Origin of the sequence: Pseudomonas sp. BIGb0381, from assembly GCF_024809815.1 — a bacterium.
Taxonomy (GTDB): Bacteria; Pseudomonadota; Gammaproteobacteria; order Pseudomonadales; family Pseudomonadaceae; genus Aquipseudomonas.
In genome coordinates this window covers 331,508-352,044 of sequence record NZ_JANUEN010000001.1, presented here as the reverse complement: position 1 = coordinate 352,044, position 20,537 = coordinate 331,508, and the positions used below count along the sequence as shown (strand labels likewise).

17 protein-coding genes are annotated in these 20,537 nt (G+C 60.0%); 9 read left to right on the top strand and 8 right to left on the bottom strand.

Annotation, left to right across the window (positions count from 1 at the left end; all coding sequences use genetic code 11):
• Positions 1-6: 6 nt before the first annotated feature.
• The 3 genes from M2397_RS01695 to M2397_RS01685 all read right to left on the bottom strand — a co-directional run bounded on the left by M2397_RS01695 (position 7) and on the right by M2397_RS01685 (position 3,400).
• Entirely contained in the window at positions 7-1,104 is a 1,098-nt protein-coding gene (locus M2397_RS01695; RefSeq protein WP_131698338.1) for an amino acid ABC transporter permease, read from the bottom strand.
• A gap of 10 nt (positions 1,105-1,114) precedes the next feature.
• On the bottom strand, positions 1,115-2,296 hold the full coding sequence (locus M2397_RS01690; protein WP_131698339.1) for an amino acid ABC transporter permease: 1,182 nt from the start codon (positions 2,294-2,296) through the stop codon (positions 1,115-1,117).
• Between the two features lie 72 nt (positions 2,297-2,368).
• The gene (locus tag M2397_RS01685; RefSeq protein ID WP_131698340.1) at positions 2,369-3,400 is read right to left on the bottom strand and encodes an amino acid ABC transporter substrate-binding protein; all 1,032 of its coding nucleotides are present in this window, start codon (positions 3,398-3,400) and stop codon (positions 2,369-2,371) included.
• A 345-nt stretch (positions 3,401-3,745) separates the two neighbouring features.
• Between M2397_RS01685 and M2397_RS01680 the strand changes: the two genes are divergently transcribed.
• Both M2397_RS01680 and rhlB read left to right on the top strand, forming a co-directional pair.
• Positions 3,746-4,402, top strand: coding sequence for an alpha/beta hydrolase (locus tag M2397_RS01680; RefSeq protein WP_131698341.1), 657 nt, complete (start codon positions 3,746-3,748; stop codon positions 4,400-4,402).
• Positions 4,403-4,497: 95 nt separating this feature from the next.
• Positions 4,498-5,961 carry an ATP-dependent RNA helicase RhlB gene (gene rhlB, locus M2397_RS01675; protein WP_167654877.1) on the top strand — a complete coding sequence of 488 codons (1,464 nt, stop codon included), beginning with the start codon at positions 4,498-4,500 and terminating at the stop codon, positions 5,959-5,961.
• 130 nt (positions 5,962-6,091) lie between these two features.
• Here rhlB and moaE read toward each other — a convergent pair whose 3' ends face one another.
• The 5 genes from moaE to M2397_RS01650 all read right to left on the bottom strand — a co-directional run bounded on the left by moaE (position 6,092) and on the right by M2397_RS01650 (position 10,211).
• The gene (gene moaE, locus M2397_RS01670) at positions 6,092-6,541 is read right to left on the bottom strand and encodes a molybdopterin synthase catalytic subunit MoaE (protein WP_145335269.1); all 450 of its coding nucleotides are present in this window, start codon (positions 6,539-6,541) and stop codon (positions 6,092-6,094) included.
• 2 nt (positions 6,542-6,543) lie between these two features.
• Positions 6,544-6,786 carry a molybdopterin converting factor subunit 1 gene (gene moaD, locus M2397_RS01665; protein WP_131698344.1) on the bottom strand — a complete coding sequence of 81 codons (243 nt, stop codon included), beginning with the start codon at positions 6,784-6,786 and terminating at the stop codon, positions 6,544-6,546.
• On the bottom strand, positions 6,783-7,256 hold the full coding sequence (gene moaC / locus M2397_RS01660) for a cyclic pyranopterin monophosphate synthase MoaC (RefSeq protein WP_131698345.1): 474 nt from the start codon (positions 7,254-7,256) through the stop codon (positions 6,783-6,785). Before moaC ends, moaD begins: the two co-directional genes overlap by 4 nt.
• An 88-nt stretch (positions 7,257-7,344) precedes the next feature.
• Positions 7,345-8,739: a PhoH family protein gene (locus M2397_RS01655; protein ID WP_131698346.1), complete on the bottom strand. Its 1,395-nt coding sequence runs from the start codon at positions 8,737-8,739 to the stop codon at positions 7,345-7,347.
• A gap of 347 nt (positions 8,740-9,086) precedes the next feature.
• Complete coding sequence (locus tag M2397_RS01650; protein WP_145335271.1) at positions 9,087-10,211, bottom strand: polysaccharide deacetylase family protein; 1,125 nt, start codon at positions 10,209-10,211, stop codon at positions 9,087-9,089.
• Positions 10,212-10,330: 119 nt separating this feature from the next.
• Here M2397_RS01650 and yaaA point away from each other — a divergent pair, with 119 nt between their 5' ends.
• The 7 genes from yaaA to algG all read left to right on the top strand — a co-directional run bounded on the left by yaaA (position 10,331) and on the right by algG (position 20,531).
• Positions 10,331-11,110 (top strand): peroxide stress protein YaaA, encoded by a 780-nt coding sequence (yaaA, locus tag M2397_RS01645; protein WP_184744599.1) that lies wholly within the window; start codon positions 10,331-10,333, stop codon positions 11,108-11,110.
• Positions 11,111-11,998: 888 nt separating this feature from the next.
• A complete protein-coding gene (locus tag M2397_RS01640) occupies positions 11,999-13,315 on the top strand; it encodes a nucleotide sugar dehydrogenase (protein ID WP_131698349.1) in 1,317 nt (438 codons plus the stop codon).
• 83 nt (positions 13,316-13,398) lie between these two features.
• Positions 13,399-14,880, top strand: coding sequence for a mannuronan synthase (alg8, locus tag M2397_RS01635; protein ID WP_053131348.1), 1,482 nt, complete (start codon positions 13,399-13,401; stop codon positions 14,878-14,880).
• Positions 14,881-14,918: 38 nt separating this feature from the next.
• Positions 14,919-16,085, top strand: a complete 1,167-nt coding sequence (locus tag M2397_RS01630; RefSeq protein WP_131698351.1) for an alginate biosynthesis protein Alg44 — start codon at positions 14,919-14,921, stop codon at positions 16,083-16,085.
• A 2-nt stretch (positions 16,086-16,087) separates the two neighbouring features.
• The gene (gene algK, locus M2397_RS01625) at positions 16,088-17,479 is read left to right on the top strand and encodes an alginate biosynthesis TPR repeat lipoprotein AlgK (RefSeq protein WP_259242179.1); all 1,392 of its coding nucleotides are present in this window, start codon (positions 16,088-16,090) and stop codon (positions 17,477-17,479) included.
• A complete protein-coding gene (locus M2397_RS01620) occupies positions 17,476-18,963 on the top strand; it encodes an alginate export family protein (RefSeq protein WP_259242178.1) in 1,488 nt (495 codons plus the stop codon). The genes algK and M2397_RS01620 overlap by 4 nt, the downstream gene beginning before the upstream one ends.
• Positions 18,963-20,531 carry a mannuronan 5-epimerase AlgG gene (gene algG / locus M2397_RS01615; RefSeq protein WP_167654756.1) on the top strand — a complete coding sequence of 523 codons (1,569 nt, stop codon included), beginning with the start codon at positions 18,963-18,965 and terminating at the stop codon, positions 20,529-20,531. Before M2397_RS01620 ends, algG begins: the two co-directional genes overlap by 1 nt.
• Positions 20,532-20,537 lie beyond the last annotated feature (6 nt).

Sequence of the window (20,537 nt, the reverse complement as noted above, 5' to 3'; positions counted from 1 at the left end):
CAACTCCTAACGCTTGTGGCCTGTGTCGAGCTTGTGTTCCAAATGAATGGAATAGCGCGACATACCAAAACAGAAAATCCAGAACACCAAGGCGGCAAACACATAGCCTTCGGTGGCCATGCCCAACCATTTAGGGTCGGCGGCGGCTTGCTTGACGCTGTTGAGCAGGTCGAACAAACCGATGATGATCACCAGGCTGGTGTCCTTGAACAACGCGATAAACGTGTTGACGATGCCCGGGATTACCATCTTCAGGGCTTGCGGCAGAATCACCAGGCCCATGCTGCGCCAGTAACCCAGGCCCATCGCCGCGGCCGCTTCGTACTGACCTTTAGGAATCGCCTGCAAGCCACCGCGCACCACTTCGGCCACGTAGGCCGACTGGAACAGGATCACGCCGATCAACGCCCGCAGCAGCTTGTCGATGCCCATGCCTTCAGGCAGGAACAACGGCAGCATCACCGAGGACATGAACAGCACGGTGATCAACGGCACGCCGCGCCAGAACTCGATAAACGTCACGCAGACCACACGAATCGCCGGCATGTTCGAACGCCGTCCCAGCGCCAGCACAATACCCAGTGGCAAGGCACCGGCGATGCCGACGGTGGCGATGACCAGGGTCAGCATCAGGCCGCCCCATTGGCTGGTGGCCACGTTGGTCAAGCCGAAGATCCCGCCGTGCAGCAGGAAAAACGCGATGATCGGGTACAACACCAGGAAGCCCAGGCCGTAAATCGCCTTGCGCGGGAAACGCGAGATGAACAACGGTGCCACGCCGACAATGGCCAGCCACACGGTCAGGTCTACACGCCAGCGCAGGTCGCCGGGGTAGTAGCCGTACATGAACTGCCCGAAGCGCTGTTGGATAAACACCCAGCACGCGCCCTCTTTAGTGCAATCGGCGCGAGTAGTGCCGACCCAGTTGGCATCGAGGATGGCCCAATGCAGGATCGGCGGCACCACCAGGTAGATCAGGTAAAACGCCAACAGCGTCAGCAGGGTATTGAGCCAACTGGAAAACAGGTTGGCACGCATCCAGGCCATCGGTCCGAAGACTTTACTCGGCGGCGGCATATCAGGTTTGAAAGTATGCGAACTCATGTGCGTTTCCTCACCGCTCGATCAGCGCAATGCGCTTGTTGTACCAGTTCATCAGCAGGGAAATGCTGATGCTGATCGCCAGGTACACGCTCATGGTGATGGCAATAACCTCGATGGCCTGGCCGGTCTGGTTGAGCACCGTGCCGGCAAACAGCGAAACCATTTCCGGGTAACCGATACCGGCGGCCAGCGACGAGTTCTTCGCCAGGTTCAGGTACTGGCTGGTCAGCGGCGGAATGATCACCCGCAGGGCTTGCGGGATGATGACCTTGCGCAGCGTCGGCCCAGGACGCAGGCCCAGGGAGCGCGCAGCTTCGGTCTGGCCGTGGCTGACGGACTTGATGCCCGAACGCACGATCTCGGCGATAAACGCTGCCGTGTACACGGTAAGCGCCAGGGTCAGCGCCAGCAGTTCAGGGATCAGTACCCAGCCGCCGACAAAGTTGAAGCCTTGCAGCTTGGGCATTTCCCAGTGCAGCGGCGCGCCGAAGATCAAGGCACACAACGCTGGGATCACGATAAACAGCGCCAGGCCCGCCCAGAACTTATGGAAGGGTACGCCGGTCGCTTCAAAGCGCTTGTTGGCCCAACGCGCCATCAGCACGATTGCCACAATGGCAACCACGATGCTGGCCACAAACGGCCAGAACCCGTCAGCGGCCAGCGCTGCCGGCATGTTCAGGCCACGGCTGCTGACAAAGAAGGTGTCGTCGAAGTTATGGCTGTTGCGTGGCCCCGGCATGGTCAGGAACACCGCGAAGTACCAGAACAGGATCTGCAGCAGCGGCGGAATGTTGCGGAACACTTCCACATACACGGTCGCCAGCTTGTTGATCATCCAGTTCGGGGACAGACGTGCCACACCGATGATGAAGCCGAGCAGCGTCGCCAGGACCACCCCGATCACGGTCACCAGCAAGGTGTTGAGCAAGCCGATGACAAAGACGCGGGCATAGCTGTCCGATTCGGTGTAGTCGATCAGATGCTGCGCGATGCCGAAGCCGGCACTGCGCTCAAGAAAGTCGAAACCCGAGGTAATGCCCCGGTGCTGAAGGTTGGTCTGGGTATTGTCGAAGAGGTACCAGCCCAGCGAGATCACCGCCACAATCGTGATGATCTGGAAGAGCCACGCACGCACTTTGGGATCGCTGAAGCTGAGCTTCTGCTTTGGTGCGCCGATTTGATTTTGCATGAAGTGCCCCGGAGAGAATGGAACAGAACATCACCCGGCGGTTGGCCCACCGGGTGACAGAACCATCAGCGATCAGCGCACAGGTGGTGCGTATTGAATGCCGCCGTTGTTCCACAGCGCGTTCAGGCCACGGTCGATTTCCAGCGGGGTGCTCTTGCCCAGGTTGCGCTCGAACACTTCACCGTAGTTACCGACTTGCTTGACGATCTGTACGACCCAATCTTTCTTCACTTTCAGGTCTTTGCCGTATTCGCCGTCAGCACCGAGCAGACGTGCAACGTCCGGGTTCTTGGTGGACTTGGCTTCAGCTTCAACGTTTTTGGAAGTGATGCCAGCTTCTTCAGCGTTGAGCATGGCGTAGCCAACCCAGCGCACGATGGCCAGCCACTCGTCGTCGCCATTACGCACGACCGGGCCCAGTGGCTCCTTGGAGATGGTTTCCGGCAGAACCACGTAGTCCTTCGGCGCGGCCAGCTTGCTGCGCTGGGCGAACAGTTGGGACTTGTCGGAGGTCAGTACGTCGCAACGACCGGATTCCAGCGATTTGGCGCTTTCATCGGAGGTGTCGAAGGTGATCGGGGTGTACTTGAGGTTGTTGCCGCGGAAGTAGTCGGAAACGTTCAGCTCGGTGGTAGTACCGGCCTGGATGCAGATGGTTGCACCGTCCAGTTCCTTGGCACTTTTGACGCCCAGCTTACTGTTAACCAGGAAGCCGATGCCGTCGTAGTAAGTGATGAAGCCTGGGAATTTCAGGCCCATACCCGCATCGCGGGAGCTGGTCATGGTGGTGTTACGCGACAGGATGTCGACTTCGCCGGACTGAAGCGCGGTGAAACGCTCCTTGGCGTTCAACTGGCTGAATTTGACCTTGGTGGCGTCGCCAAAAACGGCAGCGGCCACGGCACGGCAAACGTCAGCATCGATCCCGAGGATCTTGCCGCTGGCATCCGGTACCGAGAAACCCGGCAAGCCGTCACTCACGCCACATTGCACAAAACCTTTCTTCTGCACGGCGTCCAGCGTAGCGCCAGCCTGGGCGAAACCACTGACACCCAGTACAGCCGCCGCAGAAACGATGGCCAGGGTGGATTTCAATACCTTCATTCAAACCTCCAGTTGCTCTTGTTGTGTCGAAGCTCCAACCTCAGCGCACCCTTATGAGGCGATATCGACCCGTGTTGGCTTTTTTTGGGGTCAAGCGGCATGAGGCTTTCGCGGAAATTCCAGCTGCTATCCCGAAAGCGGCAGTCACTGATAGTGTTACCGTCTCAGGAAAGTTCTGACATCGCCCTACACATAGCAAGGCGCGTACCAGAACGGCGGCTGAGTCGTTTCAGCCCCTAGTCAATGGAAAAAGATTCACCCTTGCGACATTCTCTTAACAGATCAACCTGTCGCGCACCGTTCCGACGCACCCAATCGGAGCGCACGCACATATATGGAGCAGACATGACCGAACCCTTGATTCTTCAGCCCGCCAAGCCCGCAGACGCCTGCGTAATCTGGTTGCATGGCCTGGGTGCCGATCGCTACGACTTCCTGCCGGTGGCCGAGGCGCTGCAGGAAAGCTTGCTGTCCACCCGCTTTGTATTGCCCCAGGCACCGACCCGCCCAGTGACGATCAACGGCGGCTACGAGATGCCCAGTTGGTACGACATCAAGGCCATGAGCCCTGCGCGCTCGATCAGCCTGGAAGAGCTGGAAGTGTCGGCAAAAATGGTGACCGATCTGATCGAAGCACAGAAGAGAACCGGAATAGACGCTTCGCGGATTTTCCTCGCGGGCTTTTCCCAAGGTGGGGCCGTGGTATTCCACACCGCGTTCCTGAATTGGGAGGGGCCATTGGGCGGCGTAATCGCCCTCTCCACCTACGCGCCCACCTTCAGTGACGAGCTCGAATTGTCGGCCAGCCAGCAACGCATTCCCACCCTGTGCCTGCATGGTCAGTACGACGAGGTAGTACAGAACGCCATGGGCCGCAGCGCCTACGAGCATCTGAAAACCCGTGGTGTCACCGTGACATGGCAGGAATACCCAATGGGCCACGAAGTGTTACCGCAGGAGATACACGATATAGGGACTTGGTTGACCGCTCGCCTGGGCTGAAACCCACGTTTATGTAGCCGTATGACAGACGCACTACGCCGCGCCCGATTCTTGCATTACACTGGCCGGCGTACATTCCTTAACCAATTAATGAGATCACCGTGCTCAAAGCACTCAAGAAAATGTTCGGCAAAAGCGAGGCTGAGCCGCTCGCGCCTGTTCCCAGTGCTCCTGTCCCCTCCTCCGGCAGCCGCAATGACGGTCAACAGCCAGGCCGGACTGCACCTGTCGCCCAGCCAAAGACGCCGACGGTGACACCGCCCGAACAGGCAAAACCTGAGACGCAAGCCGCCCCCGCCCCCAAGCCTCGCCGGGAACGCGCCCCCAAACCGCCGGTGATCCCGTGGAAACTCGAAGACTTCGTCGTCGAGCCTCAGGAAGGCAAAACCCGCTTCCACGATTTCAAACTGGCCCCGGAACTGATGCACGCCATCCAGGACCTGGGGTTCCCATACTGCACGCCGATCCAGGCGCAGGTATTGGGCTTCACCCTGGCCGGCAAAGACGCCATCGGCCGCGCCCAGACCGGTACCGGCAAGACCGCCGCGTTCCTGATCTCGATCATCACCCAGTTGCTGCAAACGCCGCCGCCGAAAGAGCGCTACATGGGTGAACCGCGCGCGCTGATCATCGCGCCTACCCGTGAACTGGTGGTACAGATCGCCAAGGACGCCGCCGACCTGACCAAGTACACCGGCCTCAACGTGATGACGTTCGTGGGCGGCATGGACTTCGACAAGCAGCTCAAGCACCTCGAAGCCCGCCACTGCGACATCCTGGTCGCCACCCCCGGCCGCCTGCTGGACTTCAACCAGCGCGGTGATGTGCACCTGGACATGGTCGAAGTGATGGTGCTGGACGAAGCCGACCGCATGCTCGACATGGGCTTCATCCCACAAGTGCGCCAGATCATTCGTCAGACGCCACCAAAGGCAGAGCGCCAGACCCTGCTGTTCTCCGCGACCTTCACCGAAGACGTGATGAACCTCGCCAAGCAGTGGACCACCGAGCCGTCCATCGTCGAAATCGAGGCGCTGAACGTCGCCAGCGAAAATGTCGAACAGCACATCTATGCCGTGGCCGGTGCCGACAAGTACAAGCTGCTCTATAACCTGGTCAACGACAACGGTTGGGAGCGCGTGATGGTGTTCGCCAACCGCAAGGACGAAGTGCGCCGCATCGAAGAGCGCCTGGTGCGCGATGGCGTCAACGCCGCGCAACTGTCCGGCGACGTGCCGCAACACAAACGCATCAAGACCCTGGAAGGCTTCCGCGAAGGCAAGATTCGCGTGCTGGTGGCCACCGACGTGGCCGGGCGCGGGATTCACATCGACGGCATCAGCCACGTGATCAACTTCACCCTGCCGGAAGTGCCGGACGACTATGTGCACCGTATTGGCCGCACCGGCCGGGCGGGCGCAGCGGGTGTGTCGATCAGCTTTGCCGGGGAAGATGACTCGTATCAGTTGCCGTCGATCGAGACCTTGCTGGGGCGCAAGATCAGCTGCGAGACACCGCCGACGCACTTGCTGCGGGCTGTAGAACGCAAACGCCCGTAAAGCTTAAATGCGATAAAAATGTGGGAGGGGGCTTGCTCCCGATGGCGGTGGATCATTCAACAGAGATGTTGAATGTGCCACTGCCATCGGGAGCAAGCCCCCTCCCACATTTGGTTCTGTGTTCGGCTGGCTATTTCCAGCGATCCGCTGCAGCGTGGTCGCTGTCCCGACCTTCCACCCAACGCGCACCTTCGCTGGTGTTCTCCTTCTTCCAGAACGGCGCACGGGTTTTCAGGTAATCCATCACAAACGCACAGGCATCAAACGCGGCCTGGCGATGGGCACTGGCGGCCGCCACGAACACAATCGGCTCACCCGGCTCCAGCGCACCGATACGATGCAGCACTTCGAGCTTGAGCAGCGGCCAGCGTTGTTCGGCTTCGACGCCGATCTTGGCCAGGGCTTTTTCAGTCATGCCCGGATAGTGTTCGAGGAACATCCCGGACACATCTCGGCCCTCGTTGAAATCGCGCACATAGCCGACAAAACTCACCACCGCGCCCACGCCCACATTCGCGGCGTGCATCGCGTTGACCTCGGCACCGGGGTCAAACGGTTCGACCTGTACACGAATGGCCATGTTCAGCCTCCGGTCACGGGCGGGAAGAACGCAACTTCATCACCGGCCTGCAACGGCTCATCGAGACCGCACAACTCCTGGTTGCGAGCACACATCAAGCTGGTTTCGTTGAGCACTTCAAAGCCCGGATCAGCGGCCAGCGCCTGGCGCACGGCGTCGACAGTGGCGAAGTCGCCCTCCATCTCAAGTGAATCCAGGCCTATTTTTTCGCTGTAACGCGCGAAAAACAGTACGTTGATGCTCATTGTTCATCCGCCTTGAAATGCCCGCTTTTACCGCCGAGCTTTTCCAGCAGGCGAATGGTTTCGATGGTCATGCCGCGATCCACGGCCTTGCACATGTCGTAGATGGTCAGCGCGGCGACACTGGCCGCCGTCAACGCCTCCATCTCCACGCCGGTCTGCCCGGACAGCTTGCAGCGCGCGACGATGTGCACCGAGTCTGCGCCCTCGGCACTCAGTTCGACCTTGACCCCGGTCAACATCAGCGGGTGACACAGGGGGATCAAATCACTGGTTTTTTTCGCCGCCTGGATCCCGGCAATGCGGGCCACGGCAAACACGTCGCCCTTGGGATGGGCGCCGTCGACAATCATTTGCAGGGTTTCGGGCAGCATGCGCACCCGCGCTTCGGCCACCGCCTCCCGGAACGTCACGGACTTGTCGGTGACGTCGACCATATGGGCGCGACCTTGGGAATCGAGATGAGTCAGCACAGGGATACTCCTGATCAGGAGCAGCGATTGTAAACCCAATGCATAAGAAATGTGGGAGGGAGCAAGCCCCCTCCCACACTGACCGCGTTTACAAATGCGATTCGGCGTATTCAGCCAGAATCGAGCGAGGTACCCCTTGCAGCGCAATGTGCACGCCGTTCGGGAAATCCTTGAAGCGTTCCGTCAGGTAAGTCAGCCCGGAGCTGGTCGCGGACAGGTAAGGGGTGTCGATCTGTGCCAGGTTGCCCAGGCACACCACTTTGGAACCGGCACCGGCACGGGTGATGATGGTTTTCATCTGGTGCGGGGTCAGGTTCTGGCATTCATCGATCAAAATCAGGCTTTGCTGGAAGCTGCGACCTCGGATGTAGTTGAGGGATTTGAACTGCAACGGCACTTTGCTGAGGATGTAGTCGACGCTGCCATGGGTGTTTTCGTCATCCATGTGCAAGGCTTCGAGGTTGTCGGTGATCGCCCCCAGCCACGGCTCCATTTTTTCCGCCTCGGTGCCGGGCAGGAAGCCGATTTCCTGGTCCAGGCCCTGCACGGAGCGGGTGGCGATGATGCGGCGATAGCGCTTGGTCACCATGGTCTGCTCAATGGCGGCGGCCAGGGCGAGGATGGTTTTACCGGAACCGGCAGCACCCGTCAGGTTGACCAGGTGGATGTCCGGGTCGAGCAGCGCATACAGCGCCAGGCTCTGGTAGATGTCACGCGGTTTCAGGCCCCAGGCTTCCTGGTGCAACAGGGGTTCCTGATGCAGGTCGAGGATCAGCAGCTTGTCGACCTGGATCTCTTTGATCCACCCCACGAAGCCCTGCTCGTCGACGATGAATTCATTGATATGCACGGCCGGCAGGTTGTCGATCAACTGTACCTGGTGCCAGGTGCGGCCATGGTCCTGACGGGTCTCGACCTTGCTGACACGGTCCCAGAACGAGCCGGTCATCATGTGATAACCACGGGACAGCATCGACACGTCATCGACCAGTTGGTCGGTACTGTAGTCCTCGGCGGCGATCCCACACGCTCGTGCCTTGAGGCGCATATTGATGTCTTTGGTCACCAGCACCACGCGCAGGTCCTTGTCGCGAGCGTGCAGGTCGATCAATTGGTTGATGATTTTGTTGTCGTTGAGGTTTTCCGGCAGCAGGCTGTTGGGCTCGCTGCGCTTGCTCATCAGGATCGACAGCAAGCCCTTGGGCCCGCTTTTGCCGCGTTGGATCGGCACACCGACCTCAACGTCGTCGGGTGACGCTTCGCCCAGGGTCTTGTCGATCAGGCGGATGGCCTGGCGGCATTCGGCAGCCACGCTGTGGTGGCCGCTTTTGAGTTTGTCGAGCTCCTCAAGCACGATCATCGGGATGGCGACGTGGTGTTCTTCGAAGTTAAGCAGTGCGTTTGGATCGTGGATCAATACATTGGTATCAAGCACATAAAGGATTGGCTGGTCGGAAGAAGGGGTGCGTCCATGATCATCCATACTCGGTCACCTTTGTGGGAGCCAGTCGACGCAATACCACGACAGTGCTGCGCCTCGATTCGACCACCGACTGCACCTGAGTGACGTCAAGCGCAGTGCCCACATGAGGAGTCTTGGAAGACGCCACCTGTGTTGCAGGTTTCGGCGATCTGACTTCGTAATACCGCAAAACCCATGACAGGAAAAAGCACTTTGACGCTTTTTTGAAGTTTATTTTTCAGGATGACGAATAGCACTAGCCGAGTGCCCGATGCACCGTTAAAGTCGGAAGTCCGCCTGCATCGAAATGTCGCACAAAATTGCCCCAAAAATGCCTCTCGCCCAACAGGGCCGGGCACTTCATCTTTTTAACGAAATGCCTCCCGGCAGTCCTGCCAACCCAGCCCACTTTGCGCCGTTGCCTGCAGCAACATCGGCAGTGCCACCCGCGCCTTGTCCTGGGTGTCGTGAAACACAATCACGCCTTTGCGCCACAACAGCATCAACGTCAGCACCCGCTGCGCCGACTCATCGGCCTTGAGCTTGCCCGGCTCGTCCTGGGAATCGATGTCCCATAACGCCACCTGCAAGCCCTGCGACTGGAAAAACCCCTGGCTGTCCGCGCGACGTTGCCCGTAAGGCGGGCGGAACAGCGGCACGTAGTTTTCCGGCATCAGGTTCTGCACCAACTGCGCGCTGCGGGTGATGGAGCCTTGCCAGTCCACCCAATGGCTGTGGGAACGGTACTGCCAGCCCTGGGTGCCGACGCACTGCCCCTGGTACAACGCCTCCACCTCCGCGGCGGAACTGCGCTCCACACGGGTTTGCAGGCTGCTGCCGAGGGCAAAGAAGGTGGCGTTCATCTTCTGCTTGCGCAGGTAGTCGGCGACCCAGTCGGTATTGCCGCCGACCGGCGCCGGTCCGCCGTCGAAGGTCAGCAGGAAGAGGCGGTCGTTGAACTCGTCGCCATTGCGTTCATGCTCGCCAAAGCGCGCAACTTCGCTGCTGATCTGCGGAAACAGCGCGGCCTTGCGCAGCAGTTCGTCCAGATAGCGCTCATGGAAGGCATGGCTGGGGGCTGCCCAGCCTATATAGAAAGAGTCTTCGCTGATCGCCAACTTGCCGGCCTGCTCGCGCAGGTCGTCCATGCTCTCCACCAGGTAGCAGAACGAGGCGTCGACTTCGCAGCTCTGCTGGGCAAAGGTGTAGTTCTCCAGCAGGCGCTGCCAAAGCTCGCGGCGCAGGTCGTCGATGGCCGCCAGGTTGATGATCTTCAAGCCCAGGCGCTGCTTGAGTGCGGCTTCGTCCAGGGATTCACTGGCCAGCAGGCTGTGGGCGAACATCAGGATTTCCGCACGCGAAGCCACATCGAACAGCGCCGGGCTGCTGAGTTTTTCCGGCCAGGTACCACGATCCAGACTGGCTACATCCACCGGCGCCGCCTGGGCATTCAGGCACAGCAGGCAAGCCGACAACAAAAGCGCTATTCGCACACAGGGTCTCCCTCTCCAGAGTCACCGGCCATCATAGCGGATCGCGCCTATCGCCATCATAGGTGGAGTCAAAACGCCCGAGCCCCTAGAATCCCCGCACGATTACAGGAGACGACTTCATGCTGATGGTGATTTCCCCCGCCAAAACCCTCGATTTCGAGACCCCAGCGGTGACCCAGCGCTTTACCCAGCCGCAGTACCTGGACCATTCCCAGGTGCTGATCGAGCAACTGCGCGAACTGAGCCCGGCGCAGATCAGCGAATTGATGCACGTGTCCGACAAGATCGGCGGCCTCAACGCCGCCCGCTTCGGCAGCTGGACCCCGGCCTTCACCCCTGAGAATGCCAAGCAGGCCTTGCTGGCGTTCAAGGGCGACGTGTACACCGGCCTGAACGCCGAGACCTTCACCGCTGCCGACTTCAGCTACGCCCAGGACCACCTGCGCATGCTCTCGGGCCTGTACGGCCTGCTGCGCCCCTTGGACCTGATGATGCCGTACCGCCTGGAGATGGGCACCAAACTCGCCAACGCCCGTGGCAAGGACCTGTACGCCTTCTGGGGCACGCGCATCAGCGAGTGGCTGAACGAAGCCCTGGCCGAACAAGGCGACGACGTACTGCTCAACCTGGCCTCCAACGAGTACTTCTCGGCGGTCAAGCGCACGGCCCTGAACGCGCGGATCATCAACACCGAGTTCAAGGACCTGAAGAACGGCCAGTACAAGATCATCAGCTTCTACGCAAAAAAGGCCCGAGGCATGATGAGCCGCTTCGTGATCGAAGAGCGCATCAACGATCCGGCCAAGCTCAAGCAGTTCGATGTGCAGGGTTACCGCTTCAATGCGGAGCAGTCCAAGCCGGACAATCTGGTGTTCTTGCGCGATCACGCACCGGAATAACGCCGTACCAGCCTCTTTCAGACAACGAAATCCAAATGTGGGAGGGGGCTTGCCCCCGATGGCAGTGCATCAGTCGATACATAGTCGACTGACACAACGCAATCGGGGGCAAGCCCCCTCCCACATTTTTGCCTGCATTCCACACCAAAAATCGTCACTTATTTGACGTCAAAAAATATACCGACACATCCCTAACAATTCTTTCACTCGACATTTCCAATTTTTTTTCGTAGTGGCACCACTTTTTAAAATCACTAGTGGCACAAAACTATCCCCGTACACCAACTACCTGTAACTACTGGCCCAAATAGCAAGTGCTATCAATATAGTACCAGTGCCATCTTTGCCTATATTTCAAGAAATTTCCGGAAACAGGATGAGCGGCCAGGAACTTCGTCCTAAAGCACCGCTCATACCACCGGTAACGAAATTCTCTGTTTCTGTAGGAGATGACTTACAAGGCGGACCAACGGAAGTAGCGAAGTTGTCATATTCAACTTTGACTCAGTGGTCACATTACCAACCGATTAGTTGAGAGCGGCGATAAGGATCCATTGCCACGAACTATAAGGCCAAGGCTGTGCTTACCCTAATGGGTCAGTGAGACACCCCAAGGCGTTGATATTTAAAGGCTTACAGCCTCTATCAAGGCCCTGCGGCACTGGCGCCAGACCCTTCTCCCAAGAAGGCTGGCTGCATTTCAGGGCAGGCCCCAATAACAAGGCCAAGTTGCGCACAACTTGAGTGCAATAGTTAGTCACTCGTTATTCAACATGCCTGTACGCGGCAAGTCGGCGTCTATTCGCCCAACTTTCGCGGCATTTGTGACGTTTGCAAACATGAACTCCGGCCATCTAATGGCATGATTTAAATACAGAGGTAATTGCGATGCGCATCAGCATATTTGGTTTGGGTTACGTTGGCGCAGTGTGTGCCGGTTGCCTGTCTGCCCGTGGCCACGAAGTGGTTGGCGTAGACATCTCCAAGGAAAAGATCGACCTGATCAACGCCGGCAAATCGCCGATCGTCGAGCCGGGTCTGGGCGAACTGTTGAGCCAGGGCATCGCAAACGGTCGACTGCGCGGCACCACCAACTTCGCCGAAGCCATCCGTGATACTGACCTGTCGATGATTTGCGTCGGCACGCCGAGTAAGAAAAACGGCGACCTGGAACTCAACTACATCGAATCGGTATGCCGCGAGATCGGTTTTGTCCTGCGTGACAAGACCACCCGCCACACCATCGTGGTACGCAGCACCGTGTTGCCGGGCACCGTCGCCAACGTGGTGATCCCGATCCTCGAAGACTGCTCCGGCAAGAAAGCCGGCGTCGACTTCGGCGTTGCGGTCAACCCGGAATTCCTGCGCGAATCCACCGCCATCGCCGATTACGACCTGCCACCGATGACCGTCATCGGCGAATTCGACAAAGCCTCCGGCGATGTCCTGCAGTCGCTGTACGAAGAACTCGACGCACCGATCATCCGCAAGGACATCGCTGTGGCCGAGATGATCAAGTACACCTGCAACGTGTGGCACGCCACCAAGGTCACCTTCGCCAACGAGATCGGCAACATTGCCAAGGCAGTCGGCGTCGACGGTCGCGAAGTGATGGAAGTGGTCTGCCAGGACAAGACCCTCAACCTGTCCCAGTACTACATGCGCCCAGGCTTTGCCTTCGGCGGCTCCTGCCTGCCTAAAGACGTTCGCGCCCTGACCTACCGCGCCAGCTCCCTGGACGTGGAAGCGCCGCTGCTCAACTCGCTGATGCGCAGCAACGAATCCCAGGTGCAGAACGCCTTCGACATCGTCGCCGGCCACGACAAACGCAAAGTCGCCCTGTTGGGCCTGAGCTTCAAGGCCGGTACCGACGACCTGCGCGAAAGCCCGCTGGTAGAACTGGCCGAGATGCTGATCGGCAAGGGTTACGACCTGAGCATCTACGACAGCAACGTCGAGTACGCCCGTGTGCACGGCGCGAACAAGGACTACATCGAAGGCAAAATCCCCCACGTGTCGTCCCTGCTCAACTCGGACTTCGATGACGTGATCAACAACTCCGACGTGATCATCCTCGGCAACCGCGACGAGAAGTTCCGTTCCCTGGCGCAGAACGCACCGCACGGCAAGCAAGTGATCGACCTGGTGGGCTTCATGTCCAAGGCGACCTGCACGACCGGTCGTACCGAAGGCATTTGCTGGTAACAGCAACGGTAAGTTTCGAGCTGCAGGCGTATCAATCCCCAGCGCTTGCAGCTCGAAGCCTTCTTCACCTTCGGATGACGCTTATGTCCAAGTTAAAACACGTACTGCTCCACTCCGCCGGCTGGCTGTTCTTTCTGAGCCTGCTGATGGGTCTCGCCCTGCTGTTGCCGGCGAGTACGTTCGACTCCGAGTCGAAGAATTTTATTTTCCTGATTGGCGCCGTCGGTATCTGGCGCTACTCGATGGGTGCTACGCATTTCTTTCGCGGCATGCTGTTCCTGTACGTGGTCTACCCGCACCTGCGCCGTAAAGTACGCAAGTTGGGCAAGGCTGCGGACCCGTCCCACGTGTTCCTGATGGTCACCAGCTTCCGTATCGATGCGCTGACCACCGCGCAGGTCTACAGCTCGGTGATTCGCGAGGCCATCGAATGCGGCTTCCCGACCACCGTGGTCTGCTCGCTGGTGGAAATGTCCGATGAGCTGCTGGTCAAGAGCCTGTGGGAACGCATGAACCCGCCGGACCACGTCAAGCTCGACTTCGTGCGTATCGCCGGTACCGGCAAACGCGACGGCCTGGCCTTCGGTTTCCGCGCCATCTCCCGCCACCTGCCGGACGACCGCGCCGTGGTTGCCGTGATCGATGGCGACACCGTGCTCGCCGAAGGCGTGGTGCGCAAGACCGTGCCGTGGTTCCAGCTGTTCGGCAACGTCGGTGGCCTGACCACCAACGAATTCTGCGAAGTGCGCGGCGGCTACATCATGAGCGAGTGGCACAAACTGCGCTTCGCCCAGCGCCACATCAACATGTGCTCCATGGCCCTGTCCAAGCGCGTACTGACCATGACCGGTCGCATGTCGGTGTTTCGTGCCAACGTCGTGACTGACCCAGGCTTTATCGCCGACGTGGAAAGCGACTCGCTGCAACACTGGCGCCTGGGCCGCTTCAAGTTCCTCACCGGTGATGACAAGTCCAGCTGGTTCAGCTTGATGCGCCTGGGCTACGACACCTTCTACGTGCCCGATGCCGCGATCCATACCGTGGAACACCCGCCGGAAAAGAGCTTTATCAAGGCCAGCCGCAAGCTGATGTTCCGCTGGTACGGCAACAACCTGCGCCAGAACTCTCGAGCCCTCGGCCTGGGTGTACGCCGCCTCGGCCTGTTCACCAGCATCGTGTTGTTCGACCAGCGCGTGTCGATGTGGACCTCCCTGCTCGGCCTGACCGTGGCAATCATCGCCACCTTCAAGTACGGCGGCGCGTTCATCCTCGCGTACCTGCTGTGGATCGGCATCACCCGCCTGATCCTGACCCTGCTGCTGTCGTGCTCCGGCCACAAGATCGGCCCGGCTTACCCGGTGATTCTCTATTACAACCAGATCATGGGCGCGCTGGTGAAGATCTACGTGTTCTTCCGCCTTGATCAACAGTCCTGGACACGCCAGGACACCAAACTGACCCGCGATTTGGCCAGCTTTCAACGTTGGTTCAACACCTGGTCGTCTCGGACCATGACCTTCTCCGCCGGCAGCATCTTCGTTGCCGTGTTGCTGATGATGGTCTGACCCTGCCAAGCCTGAATTAACCAAGGAATTACACCGTCATGAACAGCCAAGTAAACGCCAACGTTGTCCACGAATCCGAAGCCCAGCGCCAACATGCCCGGGTCAAAATCCCGGCCAAGCTGCGCTTTTTCAACACTGACCGCACCCAGACCGAAGCACGGGTCATCGACCTGTCCGCCGGCGGCCTGGCGTTCACCGCCACCCAGCCGTTGACCGTGGGTGAAGTGCACAAGGGTCGCCTGCAATTCGTCATCGATAACCTCGGCCTGGCCATGGATGTGGAGCTGCAGATCCGCTCCTACGACCGCCAGAGCGGCCGCACCGGTTGCCAGTTCCAGAACCTCGACGCCCAGGATATTTCCACCCTGCGCCACCTGATCACCTCGCACCTGTCGGGCGACATCGTGACCATGGGTGATGTGCTGGCGACCCTGCAACGCGACAACTTCACCAAGGCGCGCAAGGTCAAGGACGGCGGCAGCAACATGAGCGCCTTCGGCCGCCTGCGCGCCGTGACGTTCAGCCTGGCGATCTTCCTGGTGGGTCTCGCAGCCTTCGGTTTCGTCTTCAAGTCGGTGTACGGCATGTACTTCGTCAGCCACGCCCAGGCGGGCCTGGTAAGCGTGCCTGGCATGAACGTGACCATGCCGCGCGACGGCACCGTGCAAAGCCTGCTCAAAGGCGACGCGGTGGCGGCCAAAGGTGCGCCACTGGCGACCTTCAGCACCAGCATGCTGGATGTGCTCAAGGGCCACCTGGACGAAGACCAGCTGCAACCGGCCAAAGTCGAAGAACTGTTCGGCAAGCAAATGACCGGCACCCTCACCTCGCCGTGCGATTGCGTGGTCGCCCAGCAACTGGTCGCCGACGGCCAGTACGCCAGCAAAGGCGACGTGATCTTCCAACTGGTGCCACGCGGCAGCCAGGCCAATGTGGAAGCACGCTTCTCCTATCGTCAGTTCGGTGACGTGCGCCCAGGCACCCCGGTGAGCTTCCAGGTGGCCGACGAAGAGCAGACCCGCACCGGCACCATCGTCAGCAGCACCAGCCTGAACAGCGCCGACCTGTCCTCCGACATCCGCGTACAGATCAAGCCTGACGCCCCGCTGGACAGCGCCTACGCCGGCCGCCCGGTGGAAGTGACCAGCGACCGTGGCCCATCCCTGAACTGGCTGATCGATAAAGCCATGGCTGCGGGTCTTTAATCATGAGCGCCCTTCGAACCCTGCCGGTGCCCCTGGCGCTGGCCATCGCCCTCGCCGGTTGCGCCGGCCTGCCCGACCAACGCCTGGCCAATGAAGCGCTCAAGCGTGGCGATACCGTCACCGCGCAGCAGAATTACCAGCAACTGGCAGACCTGGGTTACAGCGAGGCCCAGGTGGGCCTGGCCGATATCCAGGTAGGCACCCGCGATCCGGCGCAAATCAAACAGGCCGAGGCCACTTACCGTGCCGCGGCGGATACCTCGCCGCGTGCCCAGGCGCGTCTCGGTCGCCTGCTGGTGGCCAAGCCAGGCTCCACCGAAGCCGAACACCATGAAGCCGAAGGCCTGCTGAAAAAAGCCTTTGCCAATGGCGAAGGCAACACGTTGATCCCGCTGGCGATGCTGTACCTGCAATACCCGCACAGCTTCCCCAACGTGAATGCCCAGCAGCAGATCAGCAAGTGGCAGGCCGCCGGTTACCCGGAAGCCGGCCTGGCCCAGGTGCTGCTGTATCGCACCCAGGACACCTACGACCAGCATCTGGATGACGTTGAGCGCATCTGTAAGGCCGCGTTGAACGCCACCGATATCTGCTACGTCGAGTTGGCCACGGTCTACCAGAAAAAAGCCGAGCCGGAAAAACAGGCCGAACTGCTCAAGCAGATGGAAGCCGGCTACAGCCGCGGCACCGTCACCGCCCAACGCGTCGACAGCGTAGCCCGCGTATTGGGCGACGCCACGCTGGGCAAGACCGACGAGAAAACCGCCCAGGCCCTGCTGGAAAAAATCGCCCCCGGCTACCCCGCTTCCTGGGTCAGCCTGGCGCAACTGCTCTACGACTTCCCCGAACTGGGCGACGTCGACCAGATGATGAAGTACCTGGACAACGGCCGCGCCGCCGACCAGCCGCGCGCCGAGCTGTTGCTGGGCAAGCTCTACTACGAAGGCAAGTGGGTGCCGGCGGACGCCAAGGCGGCTGAAGCGCACTTCCAGAAAGCAGTGGGCCGCGAAGTGGCTGCCGACTACTACCTCGGCCAGATCTACCGCCGTGGTTACCTGGGCCAGGTCTATTCACAAAAAGCCCTGGACCATCTGCTGACCGCTGCGCGCAACGGCCAGAACAGCGCCGACTTCGCCATCGCCCAATTGTTTTCCCAAGGCAAGGGCACCAAGCCCGACCCATTGAATGCCTATGTCTTCAGCCAACTGGCTAAAGCCCAGGACACGCCAGAGGCCAATGACCTGGCCACGCAGCTCGAAGCCCCGCTCACGCCAGAACAACGCGCCCAAGGCCAACGCCTGGTGCAACAGGAACTGGCCGCACGCGGCACCCTGGCCCAGAGCACGCTGCAACTGCACGCCCTGGAAGAAGAAGACGGCGAGGAATCCCTATGAAGCTCAATCCATTCGTGCAGGCCGGCATCGGCCTGACCTTCGCCCTGCTGTGGTCGTGCCCGACCCTGGCCGCGCTGACCGAAGCCAAGAACTTCGGCCTGGAAGTCAAAGCCACCGCGCAGTCCGAAGATGACCGCGACCTCGGCACCCAGAAAGGCGGCGACGTCAACGGTATCGGCCTCGATCTGCGCCCGTGGATCTACGGCGAAAGCGGCGCGTGGAGTGCCTACGCCATGGGCCAAGCAGTCGTGTCGAGCGACATCATCGAGACCGACACCCTGCAACAGTCGGCGGATGACGAAAACCAGCAAACCACCAACAACGACCGCAAGACCAAGAAAAACTACCTGGCCATGCGCGAGTTCTGGGTTGGCTACAGCGGCTTCACGCCCTACCCCGGCGAGATTCTCAAGCTCGGTCGCCAACGCCTGCGCAACGACGACGGCCAATGGCGCGACACCAACATCGAAGCGCTGAACTGGACCTTCGACACCACCCTGCTCAAGGCCAACGTCGGCGTCGCCGAACGTTTCAGCGAATACCGCACCGACCTCAAGGAACTGTCGCCCAAGGACAAGGACCGTCAGCACCTCTACGCCGACGCGTCCTACCAGTGGACGCCAGGCCAGTGGATCGGCCTGCGTGGCCACCACACCCATGACAACGGCAAGCTCGACTACCCGGAACCGGGCGTGGCCACCGATTCGCTGGACAAACGCGAGAACGGCGACCTGACTTGGCTCGGCATCGAAGCCAACAGCGACGCCTACAACTGGCGCAACACCAACACCGTCAACTACTGGGCCAGCATCACCGGCATGAAAGGCGACCGCGACTCGGTCAATGCCTTGAACGCCGACGGCACCCGTCCGACAGAGGCCAAGCGCAGCGATGACGTCAGTGGCTGGGCTACCGATCTGGGTATTCGCCTGCGTCTGGACCCGCAATGGCAAGTGGGTGCGGCCTATGCCCGCGCCAGTGCCGAGTACGAGCAGAACGGCCTGCAAAGCAACCGTTCGAACTTCACCGGCACCCAGTCCCGCGTGCACCGTTTCGGCGAAGCGTTTCGTGGCGAGATGAACAACATGCAGTCCATGAGCCTGTTCGGTTCCTGGCAACTGCGTGAGGACTATGACGCCAGCCTCGTGTACCACAAGTTCTGGCGTGTCGACGGCAACAAGCCGGTGGGCAGCAACGGCATCGACGCCGTGCAGAACAACACCGATGACGTGACCGGCGCGATCCTGTCCAGCACTTCCCTGCCGCTTGAAGACGGCAAGAAAGACCTGGGCCAGGAAATGGACCTGGTCGTCACCAAGTACTTCAAGACCGGCCTGCTGCCGGCCGCGCTCAGCCAGTCGATCGACGAGCCGTCGGCCCTGGTGCGTTTCCGTGCAGGTGTGTTCAAACCGGGTGACGCCTACGGCAGCCAGGTCGACTCGTACATGCATCGCGCGTTTGTCGACGTGATCTGGAAATTCTGATGGGAGCCTGTGCAATGAATGCTCAAAGCCTACTCGTCGCGGCAATGCTGGTGGCCAGTGCCACAGCGTTCGCCGATACGGCGGCCAAGGCGCCGACCATCGCCAAGGAACTGCAACAGGCCAAGACCTACACCATTTCCAGCCCGCCGACCGCGCCGCTGGAAATGGCCAAGCCTGCCCTGCCGGACCTGTCGGGCTACACCGCCGCAGCGATGGAAAAGAAGATCGTACGCACCAAGCCCGGCAAGATCAGCATCCGCCGCATGATGCAGGAAGACGCCCTCAAGGACTTTATCGGCGGCGACAACAAGATGGCCGAATGGGTGGTGCGCCAGCACGGCATTCCCCAGGCGATCTTTGTCGACGACGGTTACATGAACCTCAAGGACCTGCTGGGCAAAGTGCCCAAGCAGTACTTCAGCGAAACTTCGCCGGGCGTGTTCCTGGCCAAGTTGCCGATCGTGGTCGGCCGCAAGGGCATCCTGGACATCGATAAACACACCCAGGAGCTGCGCCTGTCCCAGCAGGCCGGTTCGTTCCTGATCAACGACGGCCAGCTGTTTGTGCGTGACACCAAGATCACCGGCTGGGACGAAAAGGCCAATGGCCCGGCGCTGTTCAAGTCGCCCAAGGAATTCCGCCCGTTCCTGCTGTCCTGGGGCGGCACCGAGACCTACATCTCCAAGACCAAGATGGCCAGCTTCGGCTATGCCAACAGTAAGTCGTACGGGGTGAGTATTTCCCAGTACACGCCGAACATGGCCAAGGTGCTCAAGCGCCCTGAGCCGACCGGCTGGATCATCGATTCCGAGTTCTCGGACATGTGGTACGGCTTCTACTGCTACGAGACCACGGGCTTCGTGATCAAGGGCAATACCTACAAAGACAACATCGTCTACGGCATTGACCCCCACGACCGTTCCCACGGCCTGATCATCGCGGACAACACCGTCTACGGCACCAAGAAAAAGCACGGCATCATCATTTCCCGGGAAGTGAACGACAGCTTCATCTTCAACAACCGCAGCTACGACAACAAGCTTTCGGGCCTGGTGATCGACCGTAACAGCGTCAACAACCTGATTGCCGACAACGAGATCTACCGCAACCACACCGACGGCATCACCCTCTATGAGAGCGGCGACAACCTGTTGTGGGGCAACAAGGTGATCAGCAACCGTCGCCACGGCATCCGCGTGCGTAACAGCGTGAACATCAAGCTGTACGAAAACACCGCCATGGCCAACGGCCTGACCGGCGTGTACGGCCACATCAAGGATTTGACCGACACCGACCGCGACATCGCCCTCGACCCCTTCGACGCCAAGGTCTCGCTGATCGTGGTCGGCGGTGAGTTGGCGGGTAACGGCAGCGGGCCGCTGTCCATCGACTCGCCATTGAGTATCGAGCTGTACCGCGTGTCGATGCTGGCGCCGACCAAATCCAGCGGCATCAGCTTCTCCGGCGTGCTGGGCGATCGTCAGGAAGAAATTCTCGACCTGCTGGTGCGCCAGCAGAAAGCCGTGCTGATCGACCCTGTCGAACGCCAGACCGAAATGCAGGACTGAGGATGA

Coding starts and splice junctions, on each gene's coding strand:
- M2397_RS01630 (WP_131698351.1), top strand. CDS start 14,919: ATGAACAGCCAAGTAAACGCCAACGTTGTCCACGAATCCGAAGCCCAG.
- M2397_RS01690 (WP_131698339.1), bottom strand. CDS start 2,296: ATGCAAAATCAAATCGGCGCACCAAAGCAGAAGCTCAGCTTCAGCGAT.
- M2397_RS01620 (WP_259242178.1), top strand. CDS start 17,476: ATGAAGCTCAATCCATTCGTGCAGGCCGGCATCGGCCTGACCTTCGCC.
- M2397_RS01680 (WP_131698341.1), top strand. CDS start 3,746: ATGACCGAACCCTTGATTCTTCAGCCCGCCAAGCCCGCAGACGCCTGC.
- algG (WP_167654756.1), top strand. CDS start 18,963: ATGGGAGCCTGTGCAATGAATGCTCAAAGCCTACTCGTCGCGGCAATG.
- algK (WP_259242179.1), top strand. CDS start 16,088: ATGAGCGCCCTTCGAACCCTGCCGGTGCCCCTGGCGCTGGCCATCGCC.
- M2397_RS01695 (WP_131698338.1), bottom strand. CDS start 1,104: ATGAGTTCGCATACTTTCAAACCTGATATGCCGCCGCCGAGTAAAGTC.
- moaD (WP_131698344.1), bottom strand. CDS start 6,786: ATGAGCATCAACGTACTGTTTTTCGCGCGTTACAGCGAAAAAATAGGC.
- M2397_RS01655 (WP_131698346.1), bottom strand. CDS start 8,739: ATGGATGATCATGGACGCACCCCTTCTTCCGACCAGCCAATCCTTTAT.
- M2397_RS01685 (WP_131698340.1), bottom strand. CDS start 3,400: ATGAAGGTATTGAAATCCACCCTGGCCATCGTTTCTGCGGCGGCTGTA.
- yaaA (WP_184744599.1), top strand. CDS start 10,331: ATGCTGATGGTGATTTCCCCCGCCAAAACCCTCGATTTCGAGACCCCA.
- alg8 (WP_053131348.1), top strand. CDS start 13,399: ATGTCCAAGTTAAAACACGTACTGCTCCACTCCGCCGGCTGGCTGTTC.
- M2397_RS01640 (WP_131698349.1), top strand. CDS start 11,999: ATGCGCATCAGCATATTTGGTTTGGGTTACGTTGGCGCAGTGTGTGCC.
- moaE (WP_145335269.1), bottom strand. CDS start 6,541: ATGGCCATTCGTGTACAGGTCGAACCGTTTGACCCCGGTGCCGAGGTC.